Genomic DNA, 13,624 nt, shown 5'->3' with positions numbered 1-13,624 from the left:
AATGAAACACGGACACATGACCCGCGCGGTGTTGGGCGCCTTGTTGGCGACCACGGCCTTGGGCGGCGTCGCCCGCGCCCAATCCACAGCCCTGCCTGGCTCGGTGGCGCCCGCCACGCTGGAAGCGGCGTTCCAAAATCCTCCCAACAGCGCCCGGCCGCGCGCCTGGTGGCATTGGATGAACGGCAACATCACCAAGGAGGGGATCGAGAAGGACTTCGACTGGATGGCCCGTGTCGGCCTGGGCGGGGTGACCAACTTCGACGTCAACCTGGCAACGCCGCAGATCGTCCAGCGCCGGCTGGCCTATATGACGCCCGAATGGAAGGACGCCTTCCGCTTCGCGGCCCAGAGCGCCGACCAGCACGGACTTGAGCTGACCATCGCCGCGTCGCCGGGCTGGAGCGAGACGGGCGGGCCCTGGGTGACGCCTCAGAACGCCATGAAGAAGCTGGTCTGGAGCGAAACCTCCGCCGTCGGCGGCAAACGCCTGTCGCTGGTTCTGGCCGCGCCGCCTCAGGTCACCGGTCCGTTTCAGGACGCGCCGTTCCGCGCCAATTTCGCCGCCGCCGACACCGGCAAGGCGCCGGCCGAGCTCTATCGTGACGTGATGGTGCTGGCCTATCCCGCGCCGGCAGCCGCCAAACCCCTGCCGCCACCGGCCTTCGCCACGAGCCTGGGCGCGGTGGCCGAGGGCGGCAAGCTCGCCGACGGACGGCTTCAGACGACGGTCGATGTGCCGCTGAAAGCCGGCGAGGGGCCTGGCTACATCCTCGCCGACTTTGGCAAGCCGGTGACGGTGCGCTCGGTGACCCTGGGCCGCCCCGAGGGCGGCGGCGTGTTCGACCAATCGGGCGCGCGGGCGGCCTTGGAGGCCGCCGACGGGGCCGGGGGCTGGCGCAAGGTCGCCGATCTGCCGCTCGAAGGCGTGCAATCGACCATCAGTTTCGAGCCGGTCACCGCCCAGCGTCTGCGCGTGGTGCTGACGCCGGTCGCGCCGGACCCCAACCTCGGCGGTTTGTTCAAGGGCGTGCCCGGGGCGGTCAAGATGGCCTTCGGCCCGAGCCAGGCGGCCAGCGTCATGGCGATCGGCGAGCTGCGGTTCTTCGGCGAAGAACGCCTGGACCGCTTCGAGGCCAAGGCCGGCTTCGCCATCGCGCCCGACTATTATGCCCTCGAACGCGGCGGCGCCGCGGCGGGCGTGGCGCCGGACGCGATTATCGACCTCACCGACAGGATGGGACCGGACGGCAAGCTCGACTGGACACCGCCGCCGGGCGACTGGCGGATCGTTCGTCTGGGCTACTCGCTGCTGGGAACGACCAATCACCCCGCGCCGGCCGAGGCCACCGGCTTTGAGGTCGACAAGTACGACGCGGCCGCGGTGCGCGCCTATCTCGAACACTATCTGGCGATGTACCAGACCGCGACCGGGCCGGACCTGATCGGCGAGCGCGGGGTGCGCGCGCTGCTGACCGACAGTATCGAGGTGGGCGCCTCCAACTGGACCGGCGACATGGTCGGGCGCTTCAAGGCGTTGCGGGGCTACGATCCCAAGCCCTGGCTGCTGGCCTTGACCGGTGTGGTGGTCGGCTCGCGCCAGCAGAGCGACGCCTTCCTCTACGATTTTCGGCGCACGCTGGCGGACCTGATCGCTGAGGCCCACTATGGCCAGGTGGCCGAGGTCGCCCATGCGCGCGGCTTGGCGGTCTATGGCGAGTCCCTGGAGGCCGGGCGGCCCAGCCTCGGCGACGACCTGCAGATGCGCCAGCACGCCGACTTCCCGATGGCGGCGATCTGGACCTACGATCCCAAGGACGGTCCGCGCCCCGGCTATATCGGCGACATCCGCGGCGCGGCCTCGGTGGCCCACGTGATGGGGCAGAACATCGCCGCGGCCGAGTCCATGACCGCGGCGTTCTCGCCCTGGGCGTTCGCCCCCGTCGACCTGAAGCCGATCGCCGACCTGGAGTTCGTCAACGGGATCAACCGGTCGGTGATCCATACCTCGGTGCACCAGCCGGTCGACGACAAGCAGCCCGGCCTCTCGCTGGGTCCGTTCGGCCAGTACTTCAATCGCCACGAAACCTGGGCTGAAATGGCCAAGCCCTGGGTGGACTACCTCTCGCGCACCAGCCTGATGCTCCAGCAGGGCCGCTACTTCGCCGACGTGGCCTACTTCTATGGCGAGGACTCGCCGGTGACCGTGCTCTACCAGGCCAAGGTCCCGCAGAACGCGCCGCGGCGCTACGGCTACGACCTGGTCAATGGCGACATGCTGCTCAACACCCTGAAGGCCGATGGCGGCGCGCTCGCCGCGCCGTCGGGCGCCCGCTACAAGGTGCTCTATCTGGGCGGGACGAGCCAGCGCATGACCTTGCCGGTGCTCAAGCGCCTGGCGGCCCTGGTCGAGGGCGGGGTCACCGTCGTCGGCAAGGCGCCGCTCAGTTCGCCAAGCCTGGCCGACGACGCTGGCGCGTTCACGGCGTTGGTGTCCAGGCTTTGGGCCGGCGGCGCGGTGACCACCGTCGGCCAAGGCCGTGTGGTGGCCGGCGACGACGTCGAAAAGGCGCTGCTCGACCTTGGTCAGGCGCCCGATTTCGAGGCCGACGCCGGTGGCGGCGATGTCCAGTTCCTGCATCGGCGGCTGGATGACGGCTCGGACGTCTATTTCGTCAGCAACCAGAGCGACCGGGCCCTGACGCTCGACGCGCGTTTCCGCGTCAGCGGCCGCAAGGCCGAGATTTGGCGCGCCGATACGGGCGGGGTGGCGCCGACCAGCTATCGCACCGAGGGCGAGCGCACCGTGGTCCCGCTGGAGCTGAGCGCCCACGACGCGCTGTTCGTGGTCTTCCGGCAGGCCGCCGACCAGCCGCAGGTCACGCTCCCCACACCGCGCTGGGCCCCCGCGGCCCAGGCCAGCGGTCCCTGGACGGTCGCCTTCCAGCCTGGTCGCGGCGCCCCGGCGACCGTGACCCTGGCCAGCTTGGCGCCGCTCAACGACAATCCCGATCCGGGGGTGAAGTACTTCTCGGGCGTGGCCGCCTACAAGACGACGCTGACGGCGCCGGCCAAGTGGCGGACTGGCCAGCCGCTGCAGCTCGACCTTGGCCGCGTCGGCGACGTGGCCGAGGTGATCGTCAATGGTCAGTCGGCGGGCTACGCCTGGAAGGCGCCCTGGCGTGTCGACGTCTCGCGGGCGCTCAAGCCCGGCAAGAACAGCCTCGAGGTTCGCGTTGCCAACCTCTGGGTCAACCGCCTGGTCGGCGACGCCCAGCCGGGCGCCAAACCGCTCACCTTCACGGCCATGCCGACCTACCGTCCCGACGCGCCTTTGCGCACATCGGGCCTGATCGGACCTGTGACCCTGCTGGCGCCGCAAGGCCGCTAGCCGCGCGCCGCCGGACCGTTCGGCGGCAGCCCCTCACCTGCGCCCGGCCTTTCCCCAAGGCCGGGCTTTTTTTCGTCTGAAACGGCGATGACGCGGCCTGGCCCAGGCTTGAAGCCTTTGCCGCCAGAGCCCCTCAAGGTTCGAGCGGCGCCGCCGCGCGGTCCATCCGGTCCTGACGCGGGGCCGTGCAACGGCGACCGGGGCCTGGGCGGGGCAGGCGATAAATACGGGGCCTAGTTTAGCTCGACCGTTCCAGCGACAGTCGCCTGGAACACGGAAGAGGCGCGGCGATGGCCGGCCGAAACTCCAGGCCCTTTAACTATACCAAGCTGTTTAGATTGAGATTTGGCCACGCAACAACGTTCAGATGAAGTCTATCCGCCCAGGTTGTTTTTGATGACTCGCGCGGGGACTGAGCAGGGCGGAAGAAGAAAAGCGGCCGGTCTTCACCGAGGAGGAAAAATGAAAAAATCACTGCTTCTGACGACGACCATGCTTGCCGTCGGTCTGGCCTCGGCCGCGCCCGCCTTCGCCCAGGACACCGCCCGTCCCGCCAGTGCGCAGGCGGCGGACGCCAATATCCTGCCGGACGTCATCGTCACGGCGCAGCGCCGCGAGGAGCGCCTGCAGGACGTCTCGATCGCCGCGACGTCCCTGAGCGCCCAAGCCCTTGTCGAAAAGGCGGTCACGCGCCTGTCCGACCTGCAGTTCGCCGCTCCGTCCCTGAGCGTTTCGGAAGGGGGACTGGTTCAGTCGGTCAACATCCGCGGCATCGGCATCGCCTCGGGCTCGCCGTCGGTGGCCAACGGCGTGGCGACCTATGTCGACGGCGTCTTCCAGCCGCCGATCGTCCAGACCAACAGCTTCTTCGACATCGCCAGCGTCGAGGTGTTGCGCGGGCCGCAAGGCACCCTGGTCGGATCCAATTCGACCGGCGGCGCGATCTTCATCAACAGCGAGCGTCCCAAGCTCGCCGGCGTCAGCGGGTATGCCGGCGCCACCTACGGCAACTACGACGCCATGGAGGCCCAAGGCGCGATCAACCTTCCCGTCGCCAACGACCTGGCCATCCGCCTGGCCGGACAACTTCGTCGTCGTGACAGCTACTATCAAGACGTCGGCCCGGCTCACAATGACGCCGGACGTCTCAATGAAAAGGCGGTGCGGCTTGGCGTCCTGTGGAAGCCGGGCAATTTCGAGGCCCTGCTGAAGACCGAAGTCCTCGACCTCAACACCGGCGGCTTCGCCTACCGGCCGGTCCTGGGCACCGGCCTGGCGGCTGGCCGCGTGGGCGACATTCGCACCCTGAGCTACAATGCGCCCACCTCCCAGCACGAGACCGGGTTCATCAACAGCGCCGAGCTGCGCTACGAATTCGCCAACGGCGTGACCTTGCGTTCGGTGAGCGGCTACCAGGACAAGGAGTCCAGGCTCCTGATCGACAATGACGCCACCGCGATCGCCGACGTGCGGACCGACCAGAACGTCCAGGAGCGCCAGGCCAGCCAGGAATTCAACCTGATCTCGCCCACCGACGGTCGCTTCGACTGGATCTTGGGAACCTACTACCAGCGCAACCGGATCAACGTCCGGCTCCACCAGGTCAATGGCGGCTTTCCGCTCGACGTCCTTCAGAACCAGACCAAGGTCACCACCGGCCTGTTCGCCCAGGGCAACTACCAACTGACCGACACGCTGGAGGTCCAGCTGGGCGTGCGCTATTCGCACTTCAAGCTGTCAGGCGACGGCGCGGTGGCCATCGGGGCCGGGATCCCGGGCTTCCCAGCCGCGGGTCTGGTGGTTGCCGATCTGGCCGGTCGCCACAGCGACAGCCGGCCGACCGGAAAGCTGGCCCTGAACTGGAAGTTCGACGACAACAACCTGATCTACGCCTTCGCCGCGCGGGGCTATAAGCCCGGCGGCTTCAACTCCACCGTGTCGGCCTTCCGTCCCGAAACGGTCTGGAACTATGAGATCGGCTGGAAATCCACCCTGGCCGACGGCCATGTCCGCACGCAGCTGGACGCGTTCTGGAACGATTATCACGGCTTCCAGTTCGGGCTGGTCGATGTGACCTCGGGGCAGAACGGCGTGGCCAATCTGCCCACCGCGACGATCAAGGGCGTCGAGGCCCAGATCCAGCTCAAGTTTGGCGGGTTCTCCGCCGACGGCTCGGTGGCCTATGTCGACAGCCATCTGCCGGGCTTCGTCACGGTCAACACCGTCCCGCTCCCCTCCGGGGCGCTGGGACCGCAGTGCCCGACCGGGACCCCCTCCAACCCGCCGACCTGCTTTAACTATGTGCCGTTCACCGGCCAGGCCGGCGGCGGCCCCAACCTGCTGTCGCCCAAGTGGACCTACAATCTGGGGGCCCAGTACCAATTCCAGCTGGCCAATGGCGTGACCTTCACGCCGCGGCTGAACTACGCCTATGTCGGCGAACAGTTCACCAACCTGTTCTATTCGCCGGTCACCGATCGCATCCGGGCGCACGGCCTGCTCTCGGCCCTGGCCACGCTGGACTTCGGCCAATGGCAACTGGAGGCCTACGGGCGAAACCTCACGGACAAGCAGTATGTCCTGGGCCAGGGCGGCAACAACGAGTTCTACGGCGCGCCGCGCGAGTACGGCCTCAGGGCCAGGGTGGCGTTCTGATCTTGAGCGCCGCCCCCTGAAACAGGCCGGCCCGCCCGCGAAGCCGCGGCGGGCCGGTCCCGACGCTCGGACAGGACCCCGACCCGATCCGGGCGTTGGACGCGGGCGGGCCTGGCGCTATCGTCGCCAGGACCTTGACCAGCGCCTCAGGAGGGCCGGCTGACGGTCTCCTGCTGGCGCGCGGGCCGATTGGATCGAATGACCAAGCATCGAATCTACTCGACCAGCTTCGCCATCGTTTACGGGCACTACCTGGCCAAGGCGCACCGGAAGGGGCGCTCCAAAGCCGAGGTCGATGACATCATCCTTTGGCTGACCGGCTTCAGCCAGGAAGAGTTCGACGCCCATCTGGCCAAGCAAACGGACTTCGAGACGTTCTTTGGCGTGGCGCCCTTGCTGAATCCGGCCCGGACCAAGATCACGGGCCTGGTCTGCGGCGTGCGCGTCGAAGAGGTCGCCGAACCGCTGATGCGGGAAATCCGCTACCTGGACAAGCTCATCGACGAGCTCGCCAAGGGTAGGGCGATGGAGAAGATCCTACGTCGATAACATCCCCCGAGGTGGAGACGCGCCGGGCCGACCGCGTCCTTGGCCGGGGAGACACCGGTCGTGGACGCAGGCGCCAGAAGGGCGGCCAGGGCGCGGCGGACTAGGAAGCCAACATCGCGGGCGCGCGTTGGCGGCGGCGACGCTCGTCGAGCGCCAGTCGCGTGCGCAGTTGGGCGTCCAGGGCCAAGATCGCGTCGCCTCGACGCACGCCCTCGACCAGGGCGCCCGCGGCGTCCACGATCCTGGCCAGCAGATCCGGGGAGGGCGGGGTGACGGGGTCGGCGAAGGCGCGCACCGAATAGCCCGCCAGGCATCGCGTGATCACGTGCAGGGCCGGATTGCCGGCGGCCTCGTGCAGGAGCCTTTGCAGGGCGTACCAGGCCTCCATGACCCCAAAATCGTGGGCGGCGCTCATCCGCCGATGGATCGCTTCGAGCGCGTCCAACAGGCGATCGGTGCGCGTGGCGGCCACGCGCTCGGTGGCGCGCATATTGAGCTTGTGGCAGACCCAAAGACACTGGGCTTCATTGGCCTGCGAGGCGGCGAGATAGCCGTGCACGAGGCTGACCAGGGCGTCGCCGTCGGGGATCCTCAGGCGCGCCCCGCCCGCGCGGCCTTTCTGGCAGATCACCACGCCAGCGTCCTCGAGGATGCGCACGGCCGCGATGATCACCGCCAGACTGACCTCATGGATCTCGGCCAGCTCCCAGAACGAGCCCAGCCGGGTCCGCGCCAGGCAAGCCTCATGGGTGATCGAGGCGGCGATGCGCGCAGCGACGACGGCGGCCAGATTGGTGGGATCCTGCGCCAGCGGCGGCGAGGCGGGGGCGGGCGGCGCCGGTGCGCCCGCCGGCGGTGAAAGGCGGCCCGCAAATTCGTCCAGGCACGTCAGGACCAGGCTCAGGACCGGATCGTCTTCCTCGCCGCGCCCGCTCCCGCGCCGCCGCGTCGCGGTTTGCGCGCTCAGCGCCTCGAAGAAGGTTCGCGCCTCCCGGATATGCTCGAGGGTCGCGCCGGTCCAGCGCAGGTGATTGGCCAGCGCCGCGGCCGTGGCGGACGGCGAGGGACGCAACACCATCAAGCCGCCGCTGCGGCCGCGCTGCTGGCGACAGGCGCCGCGCGATTCCAGAATGCGGAAGGCCTGGCGCATCAGGCGCACGCCAACCCCGAAGTCGGCGGCGATCACGTCTTCCGGACCATAGACCGCGCCTTCGGGCCAGCCCTGCCTTTGCAGGGAATCCTCAACCTGCATGGCGGTCAGCGGACCCAGCCGCCGCGGGGTCTCTTCGCCCCGCGCGATGGCTTCGCCGCGGGCGATCGCCTCGTATTCGCGGTGCGGCCCTGGCAGCAAGCGGCGCGGCGGCTCGAGCCGCGATCGGCGCGCGCCGCCGACTGGACTGGTCAATGTCATCCTACCTCCCGTGATCGCCTGGGCCATTCGAAGAACCGGCTCAGCCCTCCAGGGCGGCCGTGTCGGGATCGCTCGGCCAGGTTCCAGTCCAGGCCGGAGCGCCGACCTATGGGGCCGGCGCGATCGCCTGCGTCAGGTCAAGGCGATTGGCGCCGGGTTTGAGGGCCATGCGGCGACCCCTCCACTCGAACACGCCCTCGACCCCGGCCGGCAGGGTCACGATCGCGGTCAGGTGATCGCCGTCGCGGACGTAACGCGTTTCGATCAGGCCGCGGGGATGGGCGATCGCCGCGTCCAGCTTGGTCAAGGCGCCCAGATGCGGCGTCACGCGGACACTGGCGAAGCCTGGGGCGGCGGGCTGGACGCCGGCGACCAGGGTGAGGAGGTCGGCCGTCGGATGCGCGCTCCAGGCATGGGTGTCCGAACGCGAGGGATCGTCGCTCTCGGGCCAGGTGGTGAAGTTCTTGCCCAACATCCCGCGCCAGGTGTCGAGGAGCTCCAGATAGCGATCGCCCAGACCGGCGTGCTCGAACGCGCGGGCCAGGTAGAAGGCGAAGTAGTAGGAGACGCCGGTGATCCCGTGCGGCGGCTCCAGCCCTTTTCCGCGGACCGTGACGCGCTCGAGGATCGCCGCCTGTTGGGTGGCGTCGGCGACGTCGTAGAGCACCGCCAGGGCGTTGGCGTGCTGGCTGAAGGCCTTCTTCTCGGGCGTATTGGCGAACAATCCCCGTCCCGCATCCCAGCATTGGGCGCGAACAGCGGCCGCGGCGGCCTTGGCCTTGGCCAGGTCGGCGCTGGCCCTGGCCGGGTCGCCCAGCGCCGTCTCCAACTGCGCCGCCTGCTTGAGGGCGCCGACATAGGACAGGCTGATCACGCAGGAGTCCGGACGCGGCGGTTCGCCGGCCTGCGGCATTTCGCTCAGGCCTGGACGCCAGTCGACAAACTGCCAGCCGGGCGTGTGCTTGATCAGGCCCGAGGCGCCGACATAGCCGCCATACCAGTCCAGCACCCCGCGCATGCCGGCCAGATTGCGCTTCAGCGGCGCGGTGTCGGGCGCGTGCATCCAGTAGTCATGCAGCATGCCGATCCACAGCAGGGTGAAGGGCGGGATCGACTGGTCGCTGCGCGAGGGATAGGCCGAACGGGGCAGGCCGTTCAGGGTCGAGTGCTCGATCGCGTCGATCGCCTGCACGGGCAGGCGCGTGTCGCCGGTCACCGCATAGGTGATCAGGGCCTGCAGGCGGGTGTCGCCGATGTACTGAAGTTGCTCCCAGTAGGAGGAGTCCTGATAGGTCTCGTGCGCATCGACCCGCGCGGTGTCCCAGCCAATGCGCCAGATCTGATCCAGCGCCGGGTCGCTGCTGGCGAAGCGGGCCTTGGCCTGGAACGGATAGCCGGTCCTGAAGCGCTCGGCCTTGTTCAGCGTCAGGGGCTGCGCGCCGGTCTTCACCCGCACTTCCAGAAAGCGCCAGACGCGCCACCAGTAGGGCTGATAGAGGCGCTGGGCGCCGCCATCGGGCAAGATGGTGTCCGACAGGCCCAGGGCCTGGCCGCCCTCGACCTGGGCCCGGTCGCTCAGTCGCGTCTTGTCGGCGGCGTAGAGCGCTTCGGCATAGGTGAGGGTGATCCGCGCGCCCTGGCCGCCGGTGACGGTCAGCGCCGGGTAGGCGGCTTCCACCTTGCCCGCGTCCAGCAGCAGGACCGCCTCGCTGTTGGCCGGCACGGTCAACGGCGCGTTGGGGAAAGTGGTCTGGCCCGCGCCCTCGGCGCGCGCCAGGCGTCCGATCGGAGCGGGCGTGTAGGCCATGTGGGGCAGGGCGTCGGAGACCAGCGTCCAGGGCGAGGCCTCGCCGGGCGCGAGCGCGGGGCTGGCGGCGACCCAGTCCGTCGCCGTGCTCCGCGTCGCGGTCCAGCTCCAGTCGGCCTTGGCCCCGTCCAGGGTCTCGGGCGGTCCGGCGGCGTAGAAGGTGCGGCCCACCGCGGCCTGGACCTGCACCATGCCCGGCGCCACCGTTCGGCTCTCGTCGCGCCGCACCCGCCAGGCGGGTCCCGTCGACGCCCAGGTCAGGGTCGAGGTCTCCGGCGTCATCGAAAAGCCGGTTCGGGCGCTCACCTGGGCCAGCGGCGCCATCGAGGCGTCGTTCCAAACGCGCGCGGCCAGGACGTTGAGGCCCGGCTTGAGATAGGGGGCCAGGTCGAACCGCTCGTAGCGCCAATGCTTGAGGTCGCCCCGGGCCGGGCCGGCGCCGACGCGACGGCCGTTGACGAACAGCACGAAGCGATTGTCGGCGCTGACCCGCACCAGCGCCGTCTTGGGCGCCGCCTTCAGGGTCACCTCGCGGCGAAATTGCAGGGCTATCGGCGCGGCTTCCGCGTCGGCCTTCGGCGCGGCAGGGTGGGTGATCCACGGACTCTCCGCCCGAGCGACTAGGGGCGCGGACACGCCCAGCACCAGCAGGACCGCAACGGCCAGGAGGGACTTCGGGCGCGCCGCAGACGCATGAACCGCCTTGGGGCGGTCGGCGGCCTGGGGTGTCGACGACGGGTCGTGCATCTGTCCTCCCGGAAGAAAGTCCCCGGCTGGATCCGGTCGATCAGCCGATGTTGTTGCGATCAAATTTGCTCGAAAATGATAAATTAGCAACCGTTCGTTTGAACGGTCAAACGGGCGGGGGGAAACGACAATATGCCGGAAATGCTTGGGTTATCCGCCGCGCGGATGCGATTTCGGCGACGGAAGGTAGTCTGGCCCGAGAAGTTTGACGGCGGCGCGCCTCGGGTTCGGCGCGCAGGATCGATCATTGTTTGCGCTAATATGAAGCAAAATGATTGACTCGGGGGATGGCCCAAGGCACGCCTTGACCAAGAGACGAACCGAGACGGGCGCGGCATGGCGTCGATGCTCGCGCTTCGCCCGTTTTTGGAGGAGGATCCATGAAGACCATCAGCCACGCCGCCGGACGCCATTCGTTGTCGCGCCGCGGACTGATCGTCGCCGGGGCGGCCACGGCCTTGGCGCCGAGCCTCGGCTGCGCCCAGGCCGATGCGCTGCCTTGGCGCCTGCCCGAGATGAAGACCCTTCAGATCGGCGGCCAATCGATCGCCTACTACGATCAGGGCTCGGGCCCGGCCATCGTTCTGGTGCACGGCATGAGCGGGTCGGCGAGCCTGGAATGGGGGCGGGTGATCGGTCCTCTGTCGCGCGACTTCCGCGTCGTCGCCCCGTTCCAGATCGGCTTTGGCCCTTCGTCGCAGCCCGATCTGCCCTACGACGCCGAAACCTTCGTCAGCTATCTTGGCGGCCTGATCACCTCGCTCGGCCTGGACCGTCCGGTCATGGTCGGAGAATCCTTCGGCGGTTGGGTGGTGGGCCACTATGCGCTGGCCCAAGGCGGGCCTTCGCGTCTGGGCGGGACTGTGCCGGCGATTTCGAAGCTGGTGATCGTCGACGGCGCCCTGCAGATCAAGGGGCCGCCCCCCGCCGGCCCCAACCCGCCGCGCAGCATCAACGACCCGGCGATCGGCGCCCAGGCGGGCGCGGTGTTCGAAGGACGCCCGCGCCCCGACAACAGCCTGGTGACCTCGCGCGTGGTCGGCGGCTCGATCATTCGCCAGTCGCTGGACGATGCGCGCCTGGCCCAGATCAAAACCCCCACCCTGGTGATCTGGGGCGACGCCGACGAGCTGTTCCCCGCCGAGCGCGGGCGCGCCTATGCCCAGGTGATCCCGGGCGCCCGCTTCAGCCTGATCGCGGGCAGCGGCCACATCCCGTCCGTCGAGCGACCGCAGGCCTTCCTCAAGGCCCTGACGGATTTCGCCCGCGGTTGATCCGGGGCCCTGCTCTTGAAGCCCGGCGGAGTCCGTCGGGAAAAGCATGACGAGCGTCTTGGCGGTAGGCCGCCGGCGAGGCGCTTGTCGCGCCCCAAGCGGGGTGGCGATCGGCGCGCCGCCGTCTCGAACCCTCTCCCTCAGTTTGGCCGCGGGTCTGTAATCTTGACGATGATCCTGCGGTAGCTCGTCAGCGCCGGCGCGCCGGTGTCGGTGACCGCCAGGATGACATGGACCACGCCGGACGCGCAGGGCTGTTGGCTGGGAAGCCACCGAGGCCGGCAGGCGGTTGTCGGCGTAAGGACGGCCCTGGCCGTGCGCTCGCCCTCGATCTTGAGATCCCCCATGCCGACGCCCGGTGAGTAACCGGCTTCGGAATAGGTAAACCAGCTGAACCTCAGGTCTTGATGGTCGGGATCGGTGCTGGCCGAGGCGTCGAGCAGGATGGGCTCGCCCACCTTGGCGTCGACGAAGATCGGGGCCCAGCCGGCCCGGCCCCCGACCACGACCGCGGGCCTGTGGTTGGCCTGGCCGAAGGGCTTGATCGTCCAGTCCATGCGAGCGGAGAAGTCGTTCTGATAGGCTGATCGCCAGCGCCAGATCGTCGCCTGATCGCTGACGTGGGTCCGGCCATCGACGCCGAGCACCATGTCGCGCGAGTCCGTTCGCGCGAACGCATCGCCGCCCTGCGTCCAGATCGAATGGGCTTCGCCCGCCGGCGCGCGGTAGACATATCGTCCGCCCCAGCCGCCCCAGCTGGGGCTGCGATGGCCCTCCAGCCCATTGCCGATCAGGTTCAGAAACGCCGGCGTGTCGCCTTCCATGATGAAGGCGAAGTTCAGATAGTGGCGCCCCAACGGTCCCTTCGATCGAACATGCGATTGCAGCCATTCGTTGCTGACCAGGCTGGCGTCCGCGCCGTCGCCATTGCGGTAATACGCATCGCCGCTGATGCCGGTCCAAGTCGCGGCGGCGTAGTCGTCGCCGTTCTGGGAGGAGGGTTGGACGATATAGGAGAGGCCTGGAAACGTGCGACGGATCCAGGGACCGGCGTCATCCTGGTCCGATATCGAATAGACGCGCAGCTTGGCGACGAAGGCCGCCAGTTCGCCTGGCGGACGCGCGGCCCGCACGTCGAACAAGGCCTGGGCCAGGGTATTGGCCCCGCCCCAGAGATTGACCCAAAGGGGACGGTCGTCCTTGCGGTCCGCGGCCTGGATCAAGGCTCTCGAGCCGGGCGTGCTCTTGCCCCGGCCGACCGCGGCCATCCCGTAGCCGGGCTGTCCGGCCGAGATCGTCGCCAGGAGCTGTTCTGCGCTCGGCCAGCCAGCCGCATGCTTGAGCAGGTTGGGTCTGACGGCGCCATAGTCGGTGACGATGGCCCGCAGGGTCTCTGGATGGGTCACCGACCGCTGCCAGACCGACGTCCCCGCGACCAGGCCCTCGATGTCGATCTCATTGGCGTAGACCATCAACCGCACCATCGACATCTGGTCGTCAGGCTCATTGCCGATGTCGGTCAGGACAAAGAGGCGTGGCTTGCCGGCCATCATGTCGGCCGCCGGCGGCGGGGGCGGGCCGGTCACCGGCCGGTCTGGAACCTTCGCCGCCGTGTCCGGCTGGGCCGCCATCGCGCCGCAGGGCGCGACCAAGGTCGCGACTGTCAGAAGACCGAGCCTGAACCGCCGCATCATCGTTTCCATCCGCCTTGTCTGGTCTGGCCCAGATCGGCCTACCGGTTTGGACGCCGGCGCCATGCGCCAGCGTCCAATGGCGTTCACGCCGCGACG

7 protein-coding genes are annotated in these 13,624 nt (G+C 68.8%); 4 read left to right on the top strand and 3 right to left on the bottom strand.

The genetic code is table 11. The features are described 5' to 3' along the window. Nucleotide 1: 1 nt before the first annotated feature. The 3 genes from G3M57_RS18455 to G3M57_RS18445 all read left to right on the top strand — a co-directional run bounded on the left by G3M57_RS18455 (nt 2) and on the right by G3M57_RS18445 (nt 6,595). On the top strand, nt 2-3,391 hold the full coding sequence (locus tag G3M57_RS18455) for a glycosyl hydrolase (protein ID WP_208789621.1): 3,390 nt from the start codon (nt 2-4) through the stop codon (nt 3,389-3,391). A 462-nt stretch (nt 3,392-3,853) separates the two neighbouring features. After that, entirely contained in the window at nt 3,854-6,046 is a 2,193-nt protein-coding gene (locus G3M57_RS18450; protein WP_163232207.1) for a TonB-dependent receptor, read from the top strand. 198 nt (nt 6,047-6,244) lie between these two features. Beyond that, nucleotides 6,245-6,595 carry a DUF2200 domain-containing protein gene (locus G3M57_RS18445; RefSeq protein ID WP_056759124.1) on the top strand — a complete coding sequence of 117 codons (351 nt, stop codon included), beginning with the start codon at nt 6,245-6,247 and terminating at the stop codon, nt 6,593-6,595. Between the two features lie 100 nt (nt 6,596-6,695). On the opposite strand, the gene G3M57_RS18440 is transcribed toward G3M57_RS18445, so the two are convergent. Both G3M57_RS18440 and G3M57_RS18435 read right to left on the bottom strand, forming a co-directional pair. Next, complete coding sequence (locus tag G3M57_RS18440) at nt 6,696-8,006, bottom strand: FCD domain-containing protein (RefSeq protein ID WP_163232205.1); 1,311 nt, start codon at nt 8,004-8,006, stop codon at nt 6,696-6,698. A 106-nt stretch (nt 8,007-8,112) separates the two neighbouring features. Beyond that, nucleotides 8,113-10,560, bottom strand: a complete 2,448-nt coding sequence (locus G3M57_RS18435; protein ID WP_163232203.1) for an alpha-L-rhamnosidase-related protein — start codon at nt 10,558-10,560, stop codon at nt 8,113-8,115. A gap of 380 nt (nt 10,561-10,940) precedes the next feature. Between G3M57_RS18435 and G3M57_RS18430 the strand changes: the two genes are divergently transcribed. Then, the gene (locus G3M57_RS18430) at nt 10,941-11,834 is read left to right on the top strand and encodes an alpha/beta fold hydrolase (protein ID WP_163232201.1); all 894 of its coding nucleotides are present in this window, start codon (nt 10,941-10,943) and stop codon (nt 11,832-11,834) included. A 140-nt stretch (nt 11,835-11,974) separates the two neighbouring features. On the opposite strand, the gene G3M57_RS18425 is transcribed toward G3M57_RS18430, so the two are convergent. Beyond that, entirely contained in the window at nt 11,975-13,525 is a 1,551-nt protein-coding gene (locus G3M57_RS18425; protein ID WP_208789620.1) for a DUF1593 domain-containing protein, read from the bottom strand. Nucleotides 13,526-13,624: the final 99 nt, after the last annotated feature.

It is taken from the genome of Caulobacter rhizosphaerae, assembly GCF_010977555.1.
GTDB classification, from domain to species: Bacteria; Pseudomonadota; Alphaproteobacteria; order Caulobacterales; family Caulobacteraceae; genus Caulobacter; species Caulobacter rhizosphaerae.
This window is presented reverse-complemented; position numbering and strand designations above follow the sequence as displayed.